We start from the raw sequence: 20,019 nt of genomic DNA on the forward strand, positions 1-20,019 counted from the left end.
GGAAGGCGGCCGGTGGCCACCGGCGAGGCGAGGGGAAGTCCTACCGTGCAACCGACCGTGCAAGCCGATGCGTCGCGCGCCAGGCGCGCCACGCTGACCACCGTGCTCACCACGCTGTTCCCGACGCTGGGCATCGCCGTCGCACTGCCGCTGGCGCTGTACTACGTGCTGCGCTGGCAGGGCGTCGCCCAGTGGCAGGCACTGATGCTGAGCAGCATCCCGCCCGTCATACAGGCCCTCGTCGAGGCCGTCCGCCACCGGCGGGCCCGGTTCTTCGACCTCCTGGTGGTCGTCCTGCTCCTGGTGTCCGCCGTGACCTCACTGATCAGCGGGGACCCGAGGGTTCTGCTGCTCAAGGACGCGGCGCTCCCGGCGGTGCTGGGCCTGTGGATCGCGGGCACCCTGCTCGCGGCCCGGCCGTTCGCCTTCCAGTTCGGCCGGCAGTTGCGTACGGGGCCGGCGGAGGAGCTGGCCGAGCGGCGCTGGCGCCAGGACCCGGAGTTCCGGCGGGCGTTGCGCTCGCTGACCCTGTTGTGGGGAGCGGCGCAGCTGCTCGACGCGGCACTGAGCGTGGTGGAGGCCCTCGCCCTGCCGGTGGATGTGGTGCCGGTGATCGGCAGGTTCCAGTCGCTGGGAATCCTGGGGCTGGTGGTGATAGCCAGCGTCCGGCACAGCCGGCGCTTCCGGGAGCGTCACGGAGCCCCGTTGTTCGGCCTGACGGCGGCCGGGGAGCTGCCGGAGCAGGGGAAGGTGCCGGGCCCGGCGTGAGCGACGGGCCGACCGGCCGACGGGCACCTTCCGCGGGCACCGGTCCCGGTCCGAGGAGGGAAAGGCCGGGCGGGAAAGAAGGGCCGGGTGCGGGGTCAGTCCCGCGCCAGCCCCCACCGCGCCCACAGCCCCGTCCGCTCGTCCGTGGCGACGGACGCGGCCCCCGCGGTCACCGTCTCGTACACGGCCAGGATGTCCGACCCGACCGTGGTCCAGTCGAAGCGCCGCACATGGGAGCTGCCCCGTTCGCTCAGCTCGGCCCGCCGGGCCGGGTCGCCGAGCAGCCGCAGGGCCGCCGCGGCGAGCGCATCGGCGTCCTCGTTGGCGAACAGTTCACCGGCCGCGCCCCGGTCGAGGACCTGGGCGAAGGCATCCAGATCGCTGGCCAGGACGGGCGCCCCCGCCGACATGGCCTCGACCAGGATGATCCCGAAGGACTCGCCGCCGGTGTTGGGCGCCACATAGACGTCGACACTGCGCAGCAGACGGGCCTTGTCCTCGTCGCTGACCATGCCGAGGAATTCGACGGCGCCCCGTGCCTCGGGGGGCAGCGCGGCGACGGCCTCCTCCTCGTCGCCCCGGCCGGCCACCAGCAGCCGGGTCCCCGGGCGCTCGGCGAGGATCTTCGGCAGGGCACGCATCAGGACCGGCAGACCCTTGCGGGGCTCGTCGATCCGGCCGATGAAGCCGATGGTCGCCGGGCGTCCGGGGTCCGCGGGGGCACCGGGGCCAAGGCCATGGCCCGTCCACTCGGGCCGGGGTGTGGCCCGGGCGAAGAAGTCCACGTCGACGCCGTTGGGGATGACCACCGCGTCCCCGCCCAGGTGCTCGACCAGGGTCCGGCGGGCGTATTCGCTCACGGCGATCCGCGCGCTGATCTTCTCCAGGGCCGGCTGGAGGATCGGATAGGCCGCGATCATCGCCCGGGAGCGGGGATTGGAGGTGTGGAAGGTGGCGACGATGGGGCCCTGGGCGGCCCAGCAGGTGAGCAGGCCCAGCGACGGGGAGGTGGGTTCGTGGATGTGGATGACGTCGAAGTCGCCCTCGTGCAGCCAGCGGCGGACGCGCGCCGCCGACAGGAAGCCGAAGTTGAGCCGGGCCACCGAGCCGTTGTACGGCACGGGCACGGCCCGGCCCGCGGAGACGACGAACGGCGGGAGCGGCGTCTCGTCGTCCGCCGGGGCGAGCACCGACACCTCGTGCCCCAGCCGGATCAGGTGCTCGGCGAGGTCCCTGATGTGGAACTGGACGCCGCCCGGCACGTCCCAGGAGTACGGACAGACGATCCCGATCTTCACGGCGCCGTCCCCGTCCCGGCGCCCTGCCCGGCTTCCTCGCCCTGCCCCGCCCGTCCCACAGGACCCCGGCCCTGTGCCGGGAGGTCGGCGAGCCAGAGCCGCTGGAGCATGTGCCAGTCCTGGGGATGCTCGGCGATCCCCGAGGCGAAGGCGTCGGCCAGGGCCTGGGTCATCACCGCGGCCTTCTCCGGCCGGGTGCCCGTGTCCGGCACCTCCACCGGCGGGTGCACCCGCCCCTGCATCACCGACGAGTCGTCGTACCAGAGGGTCACCGGCAGCAGCAGGGCCCCGGTCTGCACCGCCAGCCGGGCCGGGCCACCGGGCATCTTGGCGGCCTCGCCGAAGAACTCCACCTCGATGCCGTGCGCCGACAGATCCCGGTCCGCCACCAGGCAGACCAGCCCGCCGGCCCGCAGCCGCCGCGAGAGCGTGCCGAACGCGGATCCCCCGGCGTGCGGCAGGACCTCCATGCCCAGCCCCTCGCGGTAGGCCACGAACCGGTCGTAGAGCGATTCCGGCTTCAGCCGCTCGGCGACCGTCGTGAACGGCACCCCCAGCCGGGAGGTGACCCAGGCACCCGCCATGTCGTAGTTGCCCATGTGGGGCAGCGCCAGCACCACCCCTCGGCCGCTGGCCAGCCCCTCCTCCAGATGGTGCAGGCCCTCGGGTTCGAAGCAGGTCCGCAGGCGCTCCCGGCTCCACGCCGGCAGCCGGAAGGACTCCATCCAGTAGCGCATGTACGAGCGCATGCCCAGCCGGGAGAGCCGGGCGAGCCGGGGCGGGGAGGCGTCCGGGACGACCCGGGCGAGGTTGGCCTCCAGACGCAGCACGCCCTTGCCCCGTCGCCGCCAGGCGATATCGGCGATCTCTCGCCCCAGCCGCGCCGCAGCCGGTTCGGGAAGCCGCTTGACCGCGCCCCACCCCAGCCCGTACAGCGCGTCGGTCAGCTCGTCCTTCACCGGCTGTCGCCCCCTCCCACCAGGGTTGCCGCGTCCGCCTCCGCCGCCTCACGGCGCACGGTGACCACACGCTGGATCAGAGTGATCAGGCTGCCGACCGCCACGATCCACAGGGCGATGGGCAGCAGCACCTGGATCCCGGGCACACCGAACGCATGCAGCCCGGAGAGACCGCAGGCCACCAGCGAGATCACCAGACGCTCGGCCCGCTCCACCAGACCATTGACCTTCACCGGGAGCCCGATGCTCTCGCCGCGCGCCTTGGTGTACGACACCACCTGCCCGCTGGCCAGGCAGAAGATCGCCACGGCGCAGAGCGCGATGTCGTGCCCCTCGTAGGAGGCGTACCACAGCGCCAGCCCGCCGAAGATCGCCGCATCGGCGACCCGGTCGAGCGTGGAGTCCAGGAACGCCCCCCAACGGCTGGACCGGCCCAGCTGCCGCGCCATGTTCCCGTCGACCAGGTCCGAGAAGACGAACAGCGTGATGGTGACGGTGCCCCAGAAGAACTCCCCCTGGGGATAGAAGACCAGCGCTCCCGCCATCACACCACCGGTGCCGATGAGGGTCACCGCGTCGGGGCTCACGCCCAGTCGGATGAGCAGGGCGGCGAACGGCGTGAGAACACGCGTGAAGAACGCACGCGCGTACTTGTTCAGCATGGCCTTCCCGGAGGGTCGTGTGCGGGCCGGGGGTCGATCAGCCACCGGCTGGCCCATCGTAGCCAGGCCGCGGGTGCCGCCCGCGCGCACACCGCACCCCCGCGCCCCCGGCACCGGCCGCACCCGCCCACCGGCCGCCCGCCGGGCACCGCCACCGGCGCCGCGCCACCCGGATGGACCTGCCCCGCGGGGGCGCCCGGCGGCCCTGCGCGCCGGGGCGGACGGTTGCGCCTGCGTGTGCGACGTATGGACGCAGCGTGACCGCGGTGGAAAGCTCGAAGGACCGCAGGTGTCAACCGGAAGGCGGGATACATGGGCGACAAGACGACCACCCATCCTGGAGCCGCCGGCAGAACAGTGGCGGCCGACCGGCCCGGCAGCATACGCAACGTGGTGCTGGTCGGCCACAGCGGCTCCGGCAAGACGACTCTCGTGGAGGCACTGGCCCTGGCCACCGGCGCGGTCACCCGCGCGGGGCGGGTCGAGGACGGCGGCGCGGTCTCCGACTACGACGAGATCGAGCACCGCCAGCAGCGTTCGGTCCAGCTCTCCGTGGTCCCCGTGGACTGGGCCGGCATCAAGATCAACCTGCTCGACACCCCGGGCTACGCCGACTTCGTCGGCGAGCTGCGGGCGGGACTGCGGGCGGCGGACGCCGCGCTCTTCGTCGTCTCCGCGGCGGAGGGCCCGGAGGGCGTCACCGGCGCCACCCGCACCCTGTGGGAGGAGTGCGCGGCCGTGGGCATGCCGCGCGCGATCGTGGTGACGCACCTGGAGGCGGCCCGGGCGGACTTCGGCACGATGACGGAGACCTGCCGCGCCGCCTTCGGCGGCGACTCCCCCGACAGCGTGCTGCCGCTCTACCTCCCCCTGCACGGCCCCGAGGGACCCGACGGGCACCGCCCCGTCACCGGCCTCATCGGCCTCCTCTCCCAGCGCCTCCTCGACTACTCCACCGGCGAGCGCGCCGAGACGGCGCCCGGCCCCGACCAGCAGCGGCTGATCGACCAGGCCCGCAACCGGCTCATCGAGGGGATCATCGCCGAGAGCGAGGACGAGACCCTGATGGACCGCTACCTCGCCGGGGAGGACATCGACGTCAAAACCCTCATCGAGGACCTCGAACGGGCCGTCGCCCGCGGCTCCTTCCACCCCGTGCTCGCCGCCGCCCCGGCCCCCGAGGGCTCCCGCCAGGGCCTGGGCACCGTCGAGCTGCTGGAGCTGATCACCGGCGGGTTCCCCACCCCTCCCGAACGCACCCCGCCCCCCGTCACCGCACTCGACGGCACCCCCCGCACCGCACTGGCCTGCGACCCGGCCGGTCCGCTCGCGGCCGAGGTCGTCAAGACCTCCTCCGACCCCTACGTCGGCCGGATCTCCCTCGTCCGCGTCTTCTCCGGCACCCTGCGCCCGGACGAGACCCTCCACGTCTCCGGCCACGGCCTGGCCGACCGCGGCCACGAGGACCACGAGGCGGACGAGCGGGTCGGCGCCCTCTCCTCCCCCTTCGGCAAGCACCAGCGCCAGGTCCCGCAGGCCGTCGCCGGCGACATCGTCTGCGTCGCCAAGCTCTCCCGCGCCGAGACCGGCGACACCCTCTCCTCCCCCGCCGACCCGCTGCGCATGGACCCCTGGTCCCTGCCCGACCCCCTGCTGCCGGTCGCCATCGCGGCCCACAGCAAGGCCGACGAGGACAAGCTCTCCCAGGGCCTCGCCCGGCTCGTCGCCGAGGACCCCACCATGCGCCTGGAGCACAGCCGGCACACCCACCAGGTCGTCCTCTGGTGCCTCGGCGAGGCGCACCGCGACGTGGCGCTGGAGCGGCTGCGCACCCGCTACGGCGTCCAGGTCGACGTCGTCCCGCACAAGGTCTCCCTGCGCGAGACCTTCGGCGGCCGGGCCGCCGGGCGCGGACGGCACGTCAAACAGTCCGGCGGACACGGCCAGTTCGCCATCTGCGAGATCGAGGTCGAGCCGCTCCCGGAGGGCTCCGGCATCGAGTTCGTCGACAAGGTGGTGGGCGGCGCCGTGCCACGGCAGTTCATCCCCTCCGTGGAGAAGGGCGTGCGCGCCCAGGCGGCCAAGGGCGTCACCGCCGGATACCCACTGGTCGACGTGCGGGTGACGCTCCTCGACGGCAAGGCGCACTCGGTGGACTCCTCGGACGCGGCCTTCCAGACCGCCGGAGCCCTCGCCCTGCGCGAGGCGGCCGCCGAGGTCCGCGTCCATCTCCTCGAACCGGTCGCCGAGGTCCGGGTGCTGGTGCCCGACGAGTACGTGGGCCCGGTGATGAGCGATCTGTCCGGGCGCCGCGGCCGGGTGGTGGGCACCGAGCAGTCCCCGGGCGGCCGCACCCTGGTCCGCGCCGAGGTGCCCGAGCTGGAGATCGGCCGGTACGCGGTGGACCTGCGCTCCCTGTCGCACGGCACCGGGCGGTTCAGCCGCTCGTACGCGCGGCACGAGCCCATGCCCCCGCAGCTCGCCGACCGCATCCGCGAACAGGCCGAGAACGGGGCATAGTTCACAAGCCGCCCGTCCCAACTCTCTTGGGACGGGCGGCTTTCGGATCTCCCGCCCCACGCGGCGGTCCGCACCGATACGCTGGACGGGCGGCCCCCGGCAACTGCCCCGGCAGACCACCGGAGTCGGGCCGCCGCAGCGGCAACACGCGGCCTGGGGGGCAGCAGTGACAGACGGGTTCGACTTCAGCCCGGGCGCCCAGATCCCCATCGCGGGCGGAGCCGGCCAGACCGCGGCGACCCAGGCCCTCGCCTCCGCCGCCTACCGCGACGGCCCCGTGGACGAGCTCCTCAAGGCCAACTCCGACTGGGCCACCTCCTCCGTCAAGGCCCCCCGCATCTCCCTCTTCGAGCCCAACCTCGGCGAGGCCTTCTCCCGCGCCGTCCAGCAGCGCATGCTCGGCGGCGGCCGCAAACCCCTCATCCAGGCCTTCGGCATGGAACCCCAGGTCATCGTCGAGCACTGCCTCGCCGCCAGCCGCATCCGCAAACAGCGCGACGCCCGGCTCACCGTCATCATGGCCGTCTTCGGCCTGCTCTTCCTCCCCGGCGTCCTGCTCTGGCTCGGCGTCTTCCAGCTCCGCCGCACCATCGCCGGCGCCCAGAACAAACGCGCAGGAGCCCTCGGCACCGCCCTCCTGCTCGCCCTCGGCGTGTTCGCCGTCATCTTCATGATCAAGCTGCCGTTCACCGGCCTCCTCGGCATCTACCTGCGCGCCATGCTCGTCGCCCCCGTCATCGGCTGGGCCTGGGCCAAGACCATCTGCGAGCGCACCGCCAAGGACCTCCGCAGCCGCTGGACCGGCCTCCTCGACGGCGGCGGCATCGGCGCCAAGATCCCCGAAGCCGTCCCCAAGAACCCCGGCGAGAGCGCCGCCGAACAGCTCCGGCGCAACCTGGAACGCCTCTCCGCCGAGCAGAAGAGCAACATCGTCTTCTACGCCGGCCCCAAGGGCATACTTGGCATGGGCACCCGCTGGGGCAGCTGGCAGCTCGCCGAGGACCTCGTCCCCGCCGACCCCGAGAAGGACATCGACCCCTTCCGCAGCTGGGACATCATGCGCGCCGTCCAGAACGAACTGCACCTGCTCGAGCGCACCCCCATCCACACCGGCGGCCTGCCCACCCCCTTCGTCGAGAACTGGGTCGTCTCCCCCATCGGCGAGGGCGCCGGAGCCGTCTCCCGCCCCGCCGGCAGCGAGGAGACCTTCCAGATAAGGGGCGCGGCGCTCCAGAAGATCTGCGACGAACAGCACTTCGGCAGCGGCAACCGCCACTACCTCGGCGTCCAATGGGTCCTGTGGGACGGCCAGTTGGTCATCACCCTCCTGGTCAACGTCACCGTCCTCCACAAGACCCTGCGCATCGAGGTCACCGGCCACGCGATGGGCCCCATCCACCCCGTCTTCAACGGCAAGCCGAAGAACCGCACCAAGACCTTCCGCAAGGGCCTCAAGTTCTGGGAGACCTGGGAACGCCAACTCCCCGTCGTCGAGGCCCGCGAGGTCGTCCGCCTCGCCGCCCGCGCCCCCCTGACCTACTACCCGCCCCTCCTGGAGTACTGGGGCGGCAAGCTCAACCTCCCCGAGCCCTTCGGCCTCCGTCACGCCTGGGCCGACAAGCCCTGGCGCCACCGCTTCATGGCCGACGACGCCCTACGGGCCGCCACCCCCGTCCTCCGCGCCGTCCACACCGCCGCCCTGCGCTTCCTCGCCGAGAAGAACGTCAACACCGAACGCTTCGCCGGCCGCGCCGGCAACCTCAGCGGAGCCGTCCAGGACCCCGCCCCCCGCCAGGCCGACGTCTACAACGCCTGAACCACCCGCCTAGCGGAAGATCCCCGTGTGGCCGAGCGAGTACCGCCCGGGCTGCGGATAGACCGCCAGCCCATGCGGCCCCGCCCCCACGGGGATCTTCGCGATCTGATGCCCGTCCGTCGTGTCGATCGCATACACCTCGCTGTTGTAACGCCCCGACAGCCACAGCACCTTGCCGTCCGCCGACACACCCCCCATGTCCGGACTGCCGCCCTCCGGCAGCTCCCACTTGTGCACCAGCTTCCGGCTCGCCAGATCCAGCACCGAAATCGACCCCTCGCCCCGGTTCGAGATGTACATCGACTTCGAATCCCGGCTCACATACAGCCCATGCGCCCCCTTGCCCGTCGGCATCAGCCACGGCTCGGTGAACTTGTCCCCGTTCAGCACCCACAGCCCGTCGGCCATCATGTCCGCGATGTACCAGGTCTTCCCGTCCGACGCGATCTTCACATCCTGGGGCATCGCCCCGTCGAACGGCAGCTTCTGCTGACCGATCACCCTCATCCGCGCCGTGTCCACCTTGAGCAACTCCCCCGAGAACTCACAGGAGACGATGAAGTACCGCCCGTCCGGCGAGAAGTCCGCGTGATTCACCCCCAGACAACTCACCGGCACCGTCTTCCTCCGCGCCATCGTGTGCGCGTCCCGGAAGACCAACTCCCGGTCCATCGACGCCATCACCACCGCGTACTTGCCGTCCGGCGTGAAGTAGAGGTTGTACGGATCGTGCACCGGCACCGTCCGCCCCGCCTTCCCCGTGGCCGGATCGATCGGCGTCAGCGTGTGCCCCCGGTCATTGTTCACCCACAGCGTCTTCAGATCCCACGACGGCACCACGTGCTGCGGCTGCGACCCCACCGGAATCGTCTCGACGACCTTGTACGTCCTCGGATCGATCACACTCACCGTGTCGGACTCCGTATTGGGCACATACACCCGCGACGGGAAGTCCTTCACCACCGGCGACAGCATGTTCGGCCGGTCCGCCGCATACACGTCGTTCGGATCCAGCAACGGCGGCATCCCCGGCAGCCCCTGCGGCACACCCCGGGCCGCCCCCTGCCGCTGCTTCTGCGCCTGCGGCCCGGCCGCCTCGTCACCACTGTCACCACCACAGCCGGACACCGCCAACAGCACACACCCGGCAGCCAGCAACGCGATACGGCGGAATCGTCTGTAAGGGAACCGAGTCATCAGGTCAGCAGCTCCGAAGTCGTCACCGCGCGCAGACCGCGGCGGTGCAGGCCGTCGAGGATCGCGGGCAGCGCGGCCACCGTGCCCGCGTGCCCGAAGTGCAGACTCACCACCGAACCCGGCCGCACCCCGTTGAGCACGGTGCTCCGCACCGCCGCCGCGCCCGGATCGGTGAAGTCGAGGGAGTCCACGTCGTACGACAGGACATGCGGGTACCCCGCCCTGCGCGCCAGCCGCACCACCCGCTCCGTGGCCAGCCGCGCCTTCGACGGACGGAACCAGCGCCCCGCCCCGCCGGTCAGCCTGCGCAGCCGGTCCGCGCACTGGACGATCTCCGCGTACGCGGCCTTCGCGTCCATCGCGCAGATGTCGAGGTGCCGCATGGTGTGGTTGCCCAGCTCGTGCCCGCCGTCGAGCACCCGGCGCGCCAGCTGAGGCTCCGCGTCCAGCCAGTCCCCCACCGCCAGCACGGTCACCCGGGCCCCTGCCCGCTCCACCTCCGCCAGACAGCCCGTCGCCGTCTCCGCGGCCCCGCGGCCGTGGAAGGTGAGCGCCACCGCCTTGCGGGCGCGCGGCCCGTGCTCGATCTGCACCGGCAGCCCGGCGGGCAGCGGGGGCAGGGCGGGGACGCGCCCGACGGGTGCGGGCCGGACCGACACCTTCGCCGTCGGCCGCCCCGAGGGCGACGCGGCCGGCCGCTCGTCGTCACAACCGACGAGCGGTGCCCCCGCCACTGTGGCAAGAGCACCGCTCGCGGCTGCACGCAGCACGGTTCGGCGGTGAAGAAAGGTCACCGCACCATTAGAGCCTTTTTGTCCGATTTAGGGGTGATTTCCCTGACTTTACGGTTCGCGTGTCACACGCTCTCGGGCCAGGCGTCGGCCAGCATCTTCCGGGTGTCGGCGAGGAGTTGGGGCAGGACCTTGGTGTGACCCACGACCGGCATGAAATTGGTGTCGCCACCCCAGCGGGGCACCACGTGCTGGTGCAGGTGGGCGGCGATACCCGCGCCCGCGGCATCCCCTTGGTTCATACCAATGTTGAACCCGTGCGCCCCGGAGGCCTTCCGCAGGGCGGTCATGGCCGCCTTGGTGAACCCGGCGAGCTCCAGCGTCTCCGCCTCGTCCAGCTGCGTGTAATCGGCGACGTGCCGGAACGGGACGACCATGAGGTGCCCGCCGTTGTAGGGGTACAGATTGAGCACCGCGTAGACACGCTCGCCCCGGGCGACAATCAGCCCGTCCTCGTCCGACTTCTCCGGAATCGAGCAGAACGGGCAGCCGTCGCCGGCACCGGGGCCGCTGGGCTTGTTCTCTCCCTGGATGTACGCCATCCGATGGGGCGTCCACAGCCGCTGGAAGGCGTCCGGGGACCCGACTCCGATCTGCTGCTCCGGCTCACTCGTCATGGTGAGCAGCATATTCCGTGGCGGGGATGCGGTGAGGGGCGGCCCTGTGGGACCGCCCCTCCGTCAACCCCGCTGATGCGGGGACCACGGCACCTTGGCCTTGTGGTGATTCCGCATCTTCGGATCACCCCCGCTCATGCGGGGACCAGAATCAAACCTGGACGCGGCGCTCTACCACGTCAACGAGCTCGGCGATGGCCTGGTCACGCGGAATCCCGTTCTTCTGCGAGCCGTCCCGGTAGCGGAACGACACCGTGCCCGCTTTCATGTCATCGTCACCAACGATGACCATGAAGGGCACCTTGGACTTCTGCGCGGTGCGGATCTTCTTCTGCATCCGGTCCGAGGACGAGTCCACCTCGACCCGCAGGCCCTTCTTCCGGGCCTCCGCCGCGAACTCCTCCAGGTACTCGACGTGCCCGTCACCGATCGGGATGCCGACCGCCTGCACCGGGGCAAGCCACGCCGGGAACGCACCCGCGTAGTGCTCCAGCAGTACGCCGAAGAACCGCTCGATCGAGCCGAAGAGCGCCCGGTGGATCATGACCGGCTGCTGGCGCGAGCCGTCCGCCGCCGTGTACTCCAGGCCGAACCGCCGGGGCTGGTTGAAGTCCACCTGCAACGTGCTCATCTGCCAGGAGCGGCCGATCGCGTCGCGCGCCTGCACCGAGATCTTCGGGCCGTAGAACGCGGCCCCGCCCGGGTCGGGCACCAGCGGCAGGCCCTGCTTCTCGGCCGCCAGGCGCAGCGCCTCGGTGGCCTCCTCCCACTCCTCGTCCGAGCCGATGAACTTGTCCGACTCGGGGTCGCGGGTCGAGAGCTCCAGCTCGAAGTCGGTCAGGCCGTAGTCGCGGAGCAGGTCGAGCACGAAGGTGAGGAGCGTGTCGAGCTCGTCCGGCATCTGCTCCTTGGTGCAGTAGATGTGCGAGTCGTCCTGGGTGAAGCCGCGGGAGCGGGTCAGGCCGTGGACGACGCCGGACTTCTCGTAACGGTAGACCGTGCCGAACTCAAACAACCTCAAAGGCAGTTCACGATACGACCGCCCGCGCGACTTGAAGATCAAGTTGTGCATCGGGCAGTTCATGGCCTTGAGGCGGTAGTTCTGCCCGTCGAACTCGATGGGCGGGAACATGCCCTCCGCGTAGTGCGGCAGGTGGCCCGACGTCTCGAAGAGGTGTTCCTTCGTGATGTGCGGGGTGTTCACGAACTCGTAGCCGGAGGCCTCGTGCACCTTGCGCGAGTAGTTCTCCATCTCCTTGCGGATGATGCCGCCCTTGGGGTGGAACACCGCGAGGCCGGGGCCCAGCTCGTCGGGGAAGGAGAACAGGTCCAGCTCGGCGCCGAGCTTGCGGTGGTCACGGCGCTCGGCCTCGGCGAGGAACTCCAGGTGCGCCTTGAGCTCGTCCTTGGTCGGCCAAGCGGTGCCGTAAATGCGCTGGAGCATCTTGTTCTGCTCGCTGCCGCGCCAGTACGCACCAGCGGGGCGCATGAGCTTGAACGCCGGGATGACCCGGGTCGTCGGCAGGTGCGGGCCGCGGCAGAGATCGCGCCAGCACAGCTCGCCGGTCTTGGCGTCGAGGTTGTCGTAGATGGTGAGCTCGCCGGCCCCCACCTCGACGCTCGCGCCCTCCTCCTGCGCCGCCGAGCCCTTGAGGCCGATCAGCTCCAGCTTGTACGGCTCGTCTGCGAGCTCCTCGCGGGCCGCCTCGTCGGTGATCACGCGGCGGGAGAACTTCTGGCCCCGCTTGATGATCTCCTGCATCTTCTTCTCGATGAGCTTGAGATCTTCGGGAGTGAACGGCTTCTCGACGTCGAAGTCGTAGTAGAAGCCGTCCTTGACCGGCGGGCCGATGCCCAGCTTGGCCTCGGGGAAGAGCTCCTGTACGGCCTGGGCCATGACGTGCGCGGTGGAGTGGCGCAGGATGTCGAGGCCGTCCTTGGAGGTGACCTCGACGGGCTCGACCTCGTCGCCCTCGGCGAGCTCGTACGCAAGGTCCTTCAGCTGGCCCGTGACACGGGCGGCGACGATGCTGCGCTCACCGGCGAAGAGGTCGGCGGCCGTAGTGCCCGTCGTCACCACGCGCTCTTCCCGCTCGGAATCGCGTTGGATGATCACACGGACGTCTGACACCGGACTCTCCTGACTCAGGGAACGCTGCAGCGGACGCTGCGCGTGTGAATCGTACCGAGCCGGGTGGCCTGGTCGCGAAACAGTTACCCGCCGGCCTCCCGGTCGCCGAAGATGTCGAGGGACTTGAGCAGCCGCTCCCGTTCGGCCTCGTCCACCCGTACGGGGAGGACGCCGCCGGCCCCGGTGAGCCTGCGGAAGCCGCCCCTGCTCTCCAGCCGCCCGCCGATCCGCACCGGCAGCCCCATCAGATGGGCGTGGCCGGCGACCCGGTAGTCGTCCTCGTCGACCTCGGCGCGCACCTCCGTCACGTCCGCCCCGTCGACCACTCTGAGCTGCACCGTTCCGGAGCCGCCGGGGGCGTCGCGCCACAGGTGGACGACGGTTCCGGTGAGCCGTACCGGAAGGGACGGCTCCTCACGCAGGTAGCGGGCGCCGGCCTCGCGCAGGACGGGGAGGTCGCCCGGGGAGAACTCCACGGGTTCCGGCCGTGCCCCGAATCCGGGCGGCGGGCCCGCGGCCGGGGCCCACTCCAGCCGGACGCGGATCCCCTCGGAGCCGCCGACGAGGGCGACGAGGGCCTCGGTGAGCTCGCGGCACACACCCGCCTCGACGGCGGCGGCGAACGCCTCGGGCCTGCCGGTGGCGCGCTCGTAGTCGGTGGCGTCCCGGGCCGCGTGCAGCGCCCTGAGCAGCGCGCCCACGGCCGGCCGTCCGTAGGGCTCGTCGGGGCCGACGGGGGCGAAGACGGTCAGGTCGCGGGCGCCGTGCTGGGGGCCGACGAGGAGGTGGTCGAGGGCGGCCTCGGCGGGACGGCGGTGCCGGGCGCCGTGGTAGCCGGCGGTGCCGCGGGTGGCGAGGGCGCCGGTGAGCAGCAGGGCGCGGGCGCCGGAGCGCAGTCGTTCCTGGGCGGCCCAGACGGCGGCGGGCGGGCCGGGTTCGGGGATGCGCCGGTGCCAGTGGATCTCGTCGCTGGGGGTGCGGAGGGCGATGAGGACATGGCAGGCGGAGGGGGCGGCACTGTGTTCGAGTGCGGCGAGGGCCTCGGCGAGGAGGTCGGCGCTGTCGGGGAAGGCGGCGGTCTCGGGTACGAGGAGGCTGGTGCCGGCGGTGTCGGGGGGTGTCCAGCGGCCGTAGCGGCCGCTCGCCCCGCCCTGCCGGCGCCAGCCGTGGCGGGCGAGCAGCACGCCGAGGACCGCGGGGTCGGGGGTGTCGGCCGGCGGTCGCATCAGGGTCTCCCTCCCGCCCCGACGCGGGTCATGATCTCGCAGAGGGCGTGGTCGTCGAAGACGTGCGAGGTGGGGATCCGCACGGTGGTTCTGCGCCGGCCGGTCACGGGGTGTCCGGCGAGGTTGGCCCAGTAGCAGCAGTGCCGTACCTCGAGCCGGTCGGGGCCGGCGCGCAGCCAGTCGGCCGGGGTCCGGGGCACGAGCATCACGACGAGGATCTTGTGCACCGCGGCGGGGGTGCGGGCGAGTTTGGCGAGGTGGTCGTTGTCGAGGGTGAAGGGGAAGGTCATCCCGGTGGGGCGGGGCCCGAGTTGGTAGGTGCATTTGAGCTGCACCTTGATGGTGACCTCGTCGTCGGTGGTGTGGCCGGGGGCGCTGTGGCTGATGTGCCAGTCGATGCCGTGGTCGGGGAAGGGCTGGGCCAGCGAGCAGCCGGCGGCTGCGGCGACGGCGTGGAGGTAGCCGATCTGGAGGGTTTCCATGCAGGCGGTGACGGCGAGGGCGCCGCGCCGTGGCGGGGGTCCTGCGGGCAGCTCCCCGGCCGGGGCGGCCGGTTCGGGCTGCGCGAGCGACGGCATGTCCGAAACACCTTCCGGGGGGCGCGTCGATTGGTCCCTACACCGGTGTTGTCTCCACCCGAACTCCTTCGCAAACAAGGGCGGTTCGGGCCGCTCGGGTAGGGGGTATCACTCGACGGAGGGAGGGGAATCACGCCATTTTCCGCGCAAGCGCGAGGAGTTGTGACATGCCGTGCTGGTTCGAGGGGCCGCTCGCGGCGTTCGACACGGAGACCACGGGGGTCGATGTCGAGCGCGACCGGATCGTATCCGCGGCCCTCGTGGTGCAGTCACAGGCGGGGGCCTCGCCGGTGGCCACCCGTTGGCTGGTCAATCCGGGGGTGCCGGTGCCCGAGGGCGCGACGGCGATACACGGCCTGACCGACGTTCACCTCCAGCGGTACGGGCGGTGGCCCGCGCCGGTGATGGAGGAGGTGGGGAGGGCGCTGGCGGAGCAGTCCGCGGCGGGCGTCCCGCTGGTGGTGATGAACGCGCCGTTCGACCTGACCCTGCTGGACCGGGAGTTGCGCCGGCACCGGGCGTCGTCGCTCTCGGCGTACCTGGGGACGTCATCGCTGTGCGTGCTGGATCCATGGGTGCTGGACAAGCATCTGGACCGGTACCGCAAGGGCCGGCGGACGCTCACGGACCTGTGCGCGCACTACGGGGTGGAGCTGACGGGGGCCCATGACGCGGCGGCGGACGCGGCGGCGTCGATGGAGGTGGTGCGGGCGATAGGCCAGCGGTTCGCGGTGCGGCTGGAGCGGTTGAGCGCGGCGGAGCTGCACGCGCGGCAGGCGGTGTGGCACGCGGCGCAGGCTCGTGGCCTCCAGGCGTGGTTCGCGCGCAACGGTTCGGAGGAGGTGTGCGATCCGGCATGGCCGGTGCGCACGGAGCTGCCGTCGGCGGCCTGAGGGGTCAACGCACAAGGCCGGTCCGTCTGTTGACGGACCGGCCTTGTCGATGTGGGCGATACTGGGATCGAACCAGTGACCCCTTCGGTGTGAACGAAGTGCTCTCCCGCTGAGCTAATCGCCCGGGATTCCCCGGGGTTTCCCCCGGCGACACACTGAACAATACAGGCCGCGGCGGTCCGCCATCAAATTCCGGCCGCAGGGCCCGCCAGCCGGCGCCGCAGACCCCGGCGGCCACGGCACAGGACCCAGTCGTGGGAGACGCGGAAGACGGGACGGCCGACGAGGGCCCACCGGCGCATCCGCGGATTGCGCAGCTCCACCTCCTGCTCGAAGCGGGCGCGGGCGCCGGGGCCGTGCGGCAGGACGGTCCAGCGGATCCAGCCGGCCAGGTCGCCGTCGACGGCGATCTCCAGGACGCGGGCGCCGGGATCGCGGCGGCGTTCCCGGGCGGCGAGGCGGAGCTCGTAGCGGAGGAAGGAACGGATGCCGAGGGTGCCGCTGTGCCGGTCGATGCGGGCGAAGGACAGCTGGGGCCACCAGGAGGGGTAGTCGTCCACGGCCTCGAGGGCCGCGTAGACGGCGTCGGGCGACGCGTCGAGGTCCCAGTGCTCGCGGAAGCGGTAGAGGTGGCGGCGGGAGGTCATACGGCCAGCGGACAGCAGAAAACCCTGGATCCGCAAGGTTTGCCTTGCGGATCCAGGGTCCGTGGTGGGCGATACTGGGATCGAACCAGTGACCTCTTCGGTGTGAACGAAGCGCTCTCCCGCTGAGCTAATCGCCCGGGCGCACCGCAAACATTACCGCATGTCAGAGGGTGCGCCGAACCGCGTTTCCGGCCGTCGGGCACGGAGAGCCGGGCGCGGGTCCCGGCGGGGCGCGCAGCGCGACCGCCCGTCACCCTCCGTGGTGACGGGCCGGGGGGCGGTCGAATTGACGGAACTCACCGGTACGGCCGTATTCACGCGGGAAGGAGTCGGCCGTACGAGGTATCCGAAGAGCCTCAAAACGGTCAGAGGGGTTTACAACGGCACCGTAGGTGGCATGTCGATTTCGCCGACGTGCGAATCCCCGAGCGCACACTGAGCGAAAGGCCCTGGCGCTTATGAACACCACGGTCAGCTGTGAGCTGCACCTGCGCCTCGTTGTGTCGAGCGAATCGTCACTGCCTGTACCCGCAGGTCTGCGGTACGACACTTCCGATCCTTATGCCGTACACGCCACCTTCCACACCGGAGCCGAAGAGACGGTCGAGTGGGTCTTCGCCCGGGATCTGCTCGCCGAGGGCCTGCACCGGCCCACCGGCACCGGCGACGTCCGTGTCTGGCCGTCCCGCAGCCACGGTCAGGGCGTCGTGTGCATCGCGCTCAGCTCCCCCGAGGGCGAGGCCCTCCTGGAAGCCCCGGCGCGAGCCCTGGAGTCGTTCCTCAAGCGGACCGACGCCGCCGTTCCGCCCGGCACCGAGCACCGGCACTTCGATCTGGATACCGAGCTCTCCCACATCCTGGCCGAGAGCTGAGGCCACGAGGTTCCGGCCCGGCGCGCCGCCCACTCGGGGAGGCGGCGCGCACCCCGTCCCGGCTCCACATTTCTCGCACATCTCGCACCGGGCGTTCCGGCAGCGCCGTCCTCGCGGATTCCACCGCGGTGACGGCGCTTTCGTACGTGCGGCACGCGGAGCCAGTAAGGTCGGGCCCGCAGTCGAACAATTGCCGCCCTACCGGCCGGGCCAGGGAGCGAACGAACCGTGCTGATCAACCACGACACCCGGTGCGCGCTCGACGCCGTCGTCGCCCTGCTCAACACCGCCGTGGACGCCCCCGCTCCGGCCGGGGACGCCCTGACGGACGTGGCGGCGCTCGGGGTGTTCGTCGAGCAGCACGCCATCAGCGGGGTCGGTGAGCTGGGCGAGGGCGATCTGGTGGCCGTGCGGGCGCTGCGGGAGCGCTTCGCCCGGGTCTTCGACGCGGGGGCCGTGGCGGAGGCGGCGGAGCTGCTCAACGCGCTGGTGGCGGAGGCGGGCACGACGCCGCGGCTGACGGATCACGACGGCTACGACTGGCATGTGCACTACTTCGCGCCGGGGGCCTCGCTGGCCGAGCACCTGGCGGCGGACGGGGGGATGGCGCTGGCTTTCCTGCTGGTGGCGGGCGAGCTGGAGCGGCTGCGGCGATGTGGTGCGCCGGACTGCGGGCGGGCGTTCGTCGATCTCTCCCGGAACCGGTCGCGGCGCTACTGCGACGGCCGCACGTGCGGGAACCGGCTGCACGTGGCCGCGTACCGGGCGCGCCGGCGCGGGGCCGGGGACTGAGCGGGCCGGACGGGCCGGGAGGCACCGCGGGTCACCACCGGTAGAGGTCGTGGACCGCGGTCCCGAGTATCAGGGTCGCCACGAAGGCGAGGAAGAGCATCAGGGGTGGCTGGGAGAGCGCGAAGAGACAGCCCCTCGGCTCGTCGGACAGGTCTGCGGTCAGGTCGGCCGGTTGTTCGTCGTTCATCTCCGGCAGATCATGGCGCAGCGCGCGGCCTCAACAGGCCGTCCGTGTGGAGGTGTTCGTCAGATCCCGTGCTTTTTGAGGATTGCCTCGATGTCGGAGAAGTCCTCCCCGCTATCCTTCCGCCCCTTCGGTGCGGCGGGCTTGGGGGTGCGGGCCGGGCCCAGGGAGGGGGCGGAGGCGGCGGGGGCGACGGCCTCGGGGCCGGTGGCGCTCCCGCGGTCCTTGCGGCCGGTGCCGCGGCGCTCGGCGGCGCGGACGACCAGGAAGAGCAGGGCGGAGAGCGCGAGGACGCCGAAGCCCGCCCAGACGGTGGGCTTGAAGACCAGGCCCACGACCCAGTCGATGATCCCGGTCATGACGAGCCCGATGGGGATCAGGGCGTAGGCGGCGATCCGTGCGGCGGCGAGGAAACGCTTGCGCCAGGCCGTCAGCAGGGCGATCCCCAGGCCGCCCGCGGACACCGCGGCACATACGGTCGAGGTCAGCATCCGGTCCTCCTGACGATGGGGTACTGCGTCCATCCTGCACCGGCCGTGTGCGCGGGTGCCACGGCCGGGCGGCGGATCCGGGAGAACTCCGGGTCGTCTCGGGGCGCCCCTCCTCCCCAGGTCAGAGATCCCCGGTCCGGGATCTCCTCCGCGGGGCGGGGCTGGGAGACTGGTCCCATGAGCGAGACCAACAGCCCTGCCACCCCGTCCGCGGTCCTCGACGTCTGGTGCGACCTGGCGTGCACCGACTGCCGCACCGCCCTGGAGGACCTGCGCGCGCTGCGCGCCCGTTACGGCGGCCGGATGGAGATCCGGCTGCGGCACTTCCCGCTGGCGAAGCACCCGCACGCCTACGCGGCGGCGCAGGCCGCCGAGGAGGCCGCGGTCCAGGGGCTGGGCTGGCCGTTCGCGGAGGCCGTGCTGGCCCGGGCCGAGGAGCTGGGGGCGCGCGGCGAGGACGTGCTGACCGCGGTGGCAAAGGAGCTGGGGGTGGACGCCGAGGAGGTGGACACCGCGCTGATCGACGGGCGGCACATGCTGATCGTGGACGCCGACCAGGCCGAGGGCAAGGCGATCGGGGTGACGGGCACGCCGACGTATGTGATCGGCGGGGAGCGGCTGGACGGCGGGGAGTCCCAGGAGGGGCTGCGGGAGCGGATCGAGGAGATCGCCGACCGGCTGCTGGCGGCCTGAGCCGGGCCCGGCGGACCGGGTCTAGAGCAGCGGTTTGGACAGGTTCAGGACGAAGGGCCGGTAGCCCAGCGAGGCGTAGAGCCGCCGGGCCGGGGTGTTGCCGGCGGCCACGGAGAGGTGGAGCCTGCTCAGCTTCATGGCGAGGGTCTCGCGCTCGGCGGTGAGCATCAGGGTGCGGCCGTGCCCGTTTCCGCGGTGGCCGGGGGCGACCCGTACGACGACGACGTAGCCGGACTCGCCGCGCTGTTCGAGCCAGAGGGTGCCGACGTCGGTGCCCTCGTGGGAGAGGACCCGCAGGACGGGGCCGGGGGTCGCGTGTCCCCGGGGGAAGGCCGTGGCGTGGGCCCGGGCGCTGCGGGCGGCGGCCTCGTCGGGGGTGAGCCCGCGGGCGGTCCAGGTCTCGGCGTACGCGGCCTCCTCGGCCGCCAGCCAGGCGGGGAAGGCGGCCTCCTCCAGCGGACGCACCGTGCTGCCCGCCGGCAGGGCGGGGGGCAGGGTCAGGCGCTTGGTCAGCACCCGGGCATGCTCGGTGTACCCGAGGGCCGTGGCCAGGCCGAGCGCGGTGCGGGCCTCGGCCGGGATCGCGGTCTCCACCCAGCGGCACCCCCAGCCGCGCAGCACCTCCTCGGCGGCGAGCGCGGCGACGGTGCCGCGCCCGCGGTGCCGGTCCCGCGGGTCGACCTCCAGCCGGTCTATGCGCCCGGCGGGGCCGTCGGCGTACGGGTCCGTGGTGAGGAGGACCCTGCCGACGGGCCGGCCGTTGACGCAGATGTCGTAGAGACGGGACCGGGCGCCGTCGTCGGTGCGCCGCTCCGGCGCGGTGGGCCGCAGGGTGGTGGTCACGGAGGTGTTCTACCCACCCTTTCCCCGGCATGTCCCGCGCT

20 protein-coding genes and 2 tRNA genes are annotated in these 20,019 nt (G+C 72.0%); 7 read left to right on the plus strand and 15 right to left on the minus strand.

The genetic code is table 11. The annotated features are described in order from the left end of the window. Positions 1–45 precede the first annotated feature (45 nt). Positions 46–768 carry a VC0807 family protein gene (locus AB8735_RS08305; protein WP_372406401.1) on the plus strand — a complete coding sequence of 241 codons (723 nt, stop codon included), beginning with the start codon at positions 46–48 and terminating at the stop codon, positions 766–768. A gap of 95 nt (positions 769–863) precedes the next feature. Here the strand turns inward: AB8735_RS08305 and AB8735_RS08310 are convergent, their stop codons facing one another. Genes AB8735_RS08310 through pgsA form a run of 3 tightly spaced genes read right to left on the minus strand, consistent with a single transcriptional unit; the run spans position 864 to position 3,744 of the window. Further along, the gene (locus tag AB8735_RS08310) at positions 864–2,066 is read right to left on the minus strand and encodes a glycosyltransferase family 4 protein (protein WP_372406403.1); all 1,203 of its coding nucleotides are present in this window, start codon (positions 2,064–2,066) and stop codon (positions 864–866) included. Then, on the minus strand, positions 2,063–3,025 hold the full coding sequence (locus AB8735_RS08315) for a phosphatidylinositol mannoside acyltransferase (protein ID WP_344029543.1): 963 nt from the start codon (positions 3,023–3,025) through the stop codon (positions 2,063–2,065). Before AB8735_RS08315 ends, AB8735_RS08310 begins: the two co-directional genes overlap by 4 nt. Then, positions 3,022–3,744, minus strand: a complete 723-nt coding sequence (pgsA, locus tag AB8735_RS08320) for a phosphatidylinositol phosphate synthase (protein ID WP_344029541.1) — start codon at positions 3,742–3,744, stop codon at positions 3,022–3,024. Before pgsA ends, AB8735_RS08315 begins: the two co-directional genes overlap by 4 nt. A 255-nt stretch (positions 3,745–3,999) precedes the next feature. On the opposite strand from pgsA, the gene AB8735_RS08325 reads away from it, so the two are divergent. Continuing rightward, entirely contained in the window at positions 4,000–6,207 is a 2,208-nt protein-coding gene (locus AB8735_RS08325) for an elongation factor G-like protein EF-G2 (protein ID WP_372406406.1), read from the plus strand. A gap of 166 nt (positions 6,208–6,373) precedes the next feature. After that, positions 6,374–8,023, plus strand: a complete 1,650-nt coding sequence (locus AB8735_RS08330) for a hypothetical protein (RefSeq protein ID WP_344029536.1) — start codon at positions 6,374–6,376, stop codon at positions 8,021–8,023. 9 nt (positions 8,024–8,032) lie between these two features. Here the strand turns inward: AB8735_RS08330 and AB8735_RS08335 are convergent, their stop codons facing one another. From AB8735_RS08335 to AB8735_RS08360, 6 genes are all read right to left on the minus strand, one after another. Beyond that, entirely contained in the window at positions 8,033–9,220 is a 1,188-nt protein-coding gene (locus AB8735_RS08335) for a YncE family protein (protein WP_372406409.1), read from the minus strand. Continuing rightward, entirely contained in the window at positions 9,220–9,990 is a 771-nt protein-coding gene (locus AB8735_RS08340) for a polysaccharide deacetylase family protein (protein WP_372406411.1), read from the minus strand. Before AB8735_RS08340 ends, AB8735_RS08335 begins: the two co-directional genes overlap by 1 nt. An 86-nt stretch (positions 9,991–10,076) precedes the next feature. Next, the gene (locus tag AB8735_RS08345; protein ID WP_372406413.1) at positions 10,077–10,640 is read right to left on the minus strand and encodes an HIT domain-containing protein; all 564 of its coding nucleotides are present in this window, start codon (positions 10,638–10,640) and stop codon (positions 10,077–10,079) included. A 139-nt stretch (positions 10,641–10,779) separates the two neighbouring features. Beyond that, entirely contained in the window at positions 10,780–12,759 is a 1,980-nt protein-coding gene (gene thrS / locus AB8735_RS08350; RefSeq protein WP_372406415.1) for a threonine--tRNA ligase, read from the minus strand. A gap of 83 nt (positions 12,760–12,842) precedes the next feature. Further along, positions 12,843–13,985 carry a hypothetical protein gene (locus AB8735_RS08355; protein ID WP_372406418.1) on the minus strand — a complete coding sequence of 381 codons (1,143 nt, stop codon included), beginning with the start codon at positions 13,983–13,985 and terminating at the stop codon, positions 12,843–12,845. After that, positions 13,985–14,563 (minus strand): DUF4365 domain-containing protein, encoded by a 579-nt coding sequence (locus AB8735_RS08360; protein WP_372406420.1) that lies wholly within the window; start codon positions 14,561–14,563, stop codon positions 13,985–13,987. Before AB8735_RS08360 ends, AB8735_RS08355 begins: the two co-directional genes overlap by 1 nt. A 167-nt stretch (positions 14,564–14,730) precedes the next feature. Here AB8735_RS08360 and AB8735_RS08365 point away from each other — a divergent pair, with 167 nt between their 5' ends. Beyond that, positions 14,731–15,456, plus strand: a complete 726-nt coding sequence (locus AB8735_RS08365) for a 3'-5' exonuclease (protein ID WP_344029514.1) — start codon at positions 14,731–14,733, stop codon at positions 15,454–15,456. Between the two features lie 52 nt (positions 15,457–15,508). Here the strand turns inward: AB8735_RS08365 and AB8735_RS08370 are convergent. The 3 genes from AB8735_RS08370 to AB8735_RS08380 form a co-directional block, all read right to left on the minus strand. Next, a tRNA-Val gene (locus tag AB8735_RS08370) sits at positions 15,509–15,580 on the minus strand. 61 nt (positions 15,581–15,641) lie between these two features. Continuing rightward, on the minus strand, positions 15,642–16,103 hold the full coding sequence (locus AB8735_RS08375; protein WP_372406423.1) for an SRPBCC family protein: 462 nt from the start codon (positions 16,101–16,103) through the stop codon (positions 15,642–15,644). Between the two features lie 62 nt (positions 16,104–16,165). After that, positions 16,166–16,240, minus strand: a tRNA-Val gene (locus AB8735_RS08380). A gap of 321 nt (positions 16,241–16,561) precedes the next feature. Here AB8735_RS08380 and AB8735_RS08385 point away from each other — a divergent pair. Then, entirely contained in the window at positions 16,562–16,975 is a 414-nt protein-coding gene (locus AB8735_RS08385) for an SsgA family sporulation/cell division regulator (RefSeq protein WP_004942301.1), read from the plus strand. Positions 16,976–17,203: 228 nt separating this feature from the next. Beyond that, positions 17,204–17,767 carry a CGNR zinc finger domain-containing protein gene (locus AB8735_RS08390; RefSeq protein WP_372406425.1) on the plus strand — a complete coding sequence of 188 codons (564 nt, stop codon included), beginning with the start codon at positions 17,204–17,206 and terminating at the stop codon, positions 17,765–17,767. Between the two features lie 31 nt (positions 17,768–17,798). On the opposite strand, the gene AB8735_RS08395 is transcribed toward AB8735_RS08390, so the two are convergent. Beyond that, positions 17,799–17,954 (minus strand): hypothetical protein, encoded by a 156-nt coding sequence (locus AB8735_RS08395; RefSeq protein ID WP_199893931.1) that lies wholly within the window; start codon positions 17,952–17,954, stop codon positions 17,799–17,801. A gap of 59 nt (positions 17,955–18,013) precedes the next feature. Beyond that, positions 18,014–18,442, minus strand: coding sequence for a hypothetical protein (locus tag AB8735_RS08400; protein WP_344029497.1), 429 nt, complete (start codon positions 18,440–18,442; stop codon positions 18,014–18,016). Between the two features lie 177 nt (positions 18,443–18,619). Here AB8735_RS08400 and AB8735_RS08405 point away from each other — a divergent pair, with 177 nt between their 5' ends. Then, positions 18,620–19,135 carry a DsbA family protein gene (locus tag AB8735_RS08405; RefSeq protein ID WP_344029494.1) on the plus strand — a complete coding sequence of 172 codons (516 nt, stop codon included), beginning with the start codon at positions 18,620–18,622 and terminating at the stop codon, positions 19,133–19,135. A 21-nt stretch (positions 19,136–19,156) separates the two neighbouring features. On the opposite strand, the gene AB8735_RS08410 is transcribed toward AB8735_RS08405, so the two are convergent. Further along, entirely contained in the window at positions 19,157–19,978 is an 822-nt protein-coding gene (locus AB8735_RS08410) for a GNAT family N-acetyltransferase (protein WP_372406428.1), read from the minus strand. Positions 19,979–20,019 lie beyond the last annotated feature (41 nt).

Source organism: Streptomyces luteireticuli (assembly GCF_041519305.1).
Classification (GTDB): Bacteria; Actinomycetota; Actinomycetes; order Streptomycetales; family Streptomycetaceae; genus Streptomyces; species Streptomyces luteireticuli.

Excerpts from the sequence above, each read along its gene's own strand:
- AB8735_RS08325 (WP_372406406.1), top strand. The coding sequence starts at position 4,000 with ATGGGCGACAAGACGACCACCCATCCTGGAGCCGCCGGCAGAACAGTG.
- AB8735_RS08365 (WP_344029514.1), top strand. The coding sequence starts at position 14,731 with ATGCCGTGCTGGTTCGAGGGGCCGCTCGCGGCGTTCGACACGGAGACC.
- AB8735_RS08355 (WP_372406418.1), bottom strand. The coding sequence starts at position 13,985 with ATGCGACCGCCGGCCGACACCCCCGACCCCGCGGTCCTCGGCGTGCTG.
- AB8735_RS08360 (WP_372406420.1), bottom strand. The coding sequence starts at position 14,563 with ATGCCGTCGCTCGCGCAGCCCGAACCGGCCGCCCCGGCCGGGGAGCTG.
- AB8735_RS08405 (WP_344029494.1), top strand. The coding sequence starts at position 18,620 with ATGAGCGAGACCAACAGCCCTGCCACCCCGTCCGCGGTCCTCGACGTC.
- AB8735_RS08345 (WP_372406413.1), bottom strand. The coding sequence starts at position 10,640 with ATGCTGCTCACCATGACGAGTGAGCCGGAGCAGCAGATCGGAGTCGGG.
- AB8735_RS08400 (WP_344029497.1), bottom strand. The coding sequence starts at position 18,442 with ATGCTGACCTCGACCGTATGTGCCGCGGTGTCCGCGGGCGGCCTGGGG.
- AB8735_RS08375 (WP_372406423.1), bottom strand. The coding sequence starts at position 16,103 with ATGACCTCCCGCCGCCACCTCTACCGCTTCCGCGAGCACTGGGACCTC.
- pgsA (WP_344029541.1), bottom strand. The coding sequence starts at position 3,744 with ATGGGCCAGCCGGTGGCTGATCGACCCCCGGCCCGCACACGACCCTCC.
- AB8735_RS08335 (WP_372406409.1), bottom strand. The coding sequence starts at position 9,220 with ATGACTCGGTTCCCTTACAGACGATTCCGCCGTATCGCGTTGCTGGCT.
- AB8735_RS08385 (WP_004942301.1), top strand. The coding sequence starts at position 16,562 with ATGAACACCACGGTCAGCTGTGAGCTGCACCTGCGCCTCGTTGTGTCG.
- AB8735_RS08395 (WP_199893931.1), bottom strand. The coding sequence starts at position 17,954 with ATGAACGACGAACAACCGGCCGACCTGACCGCAGACCTGTCCGACGAG.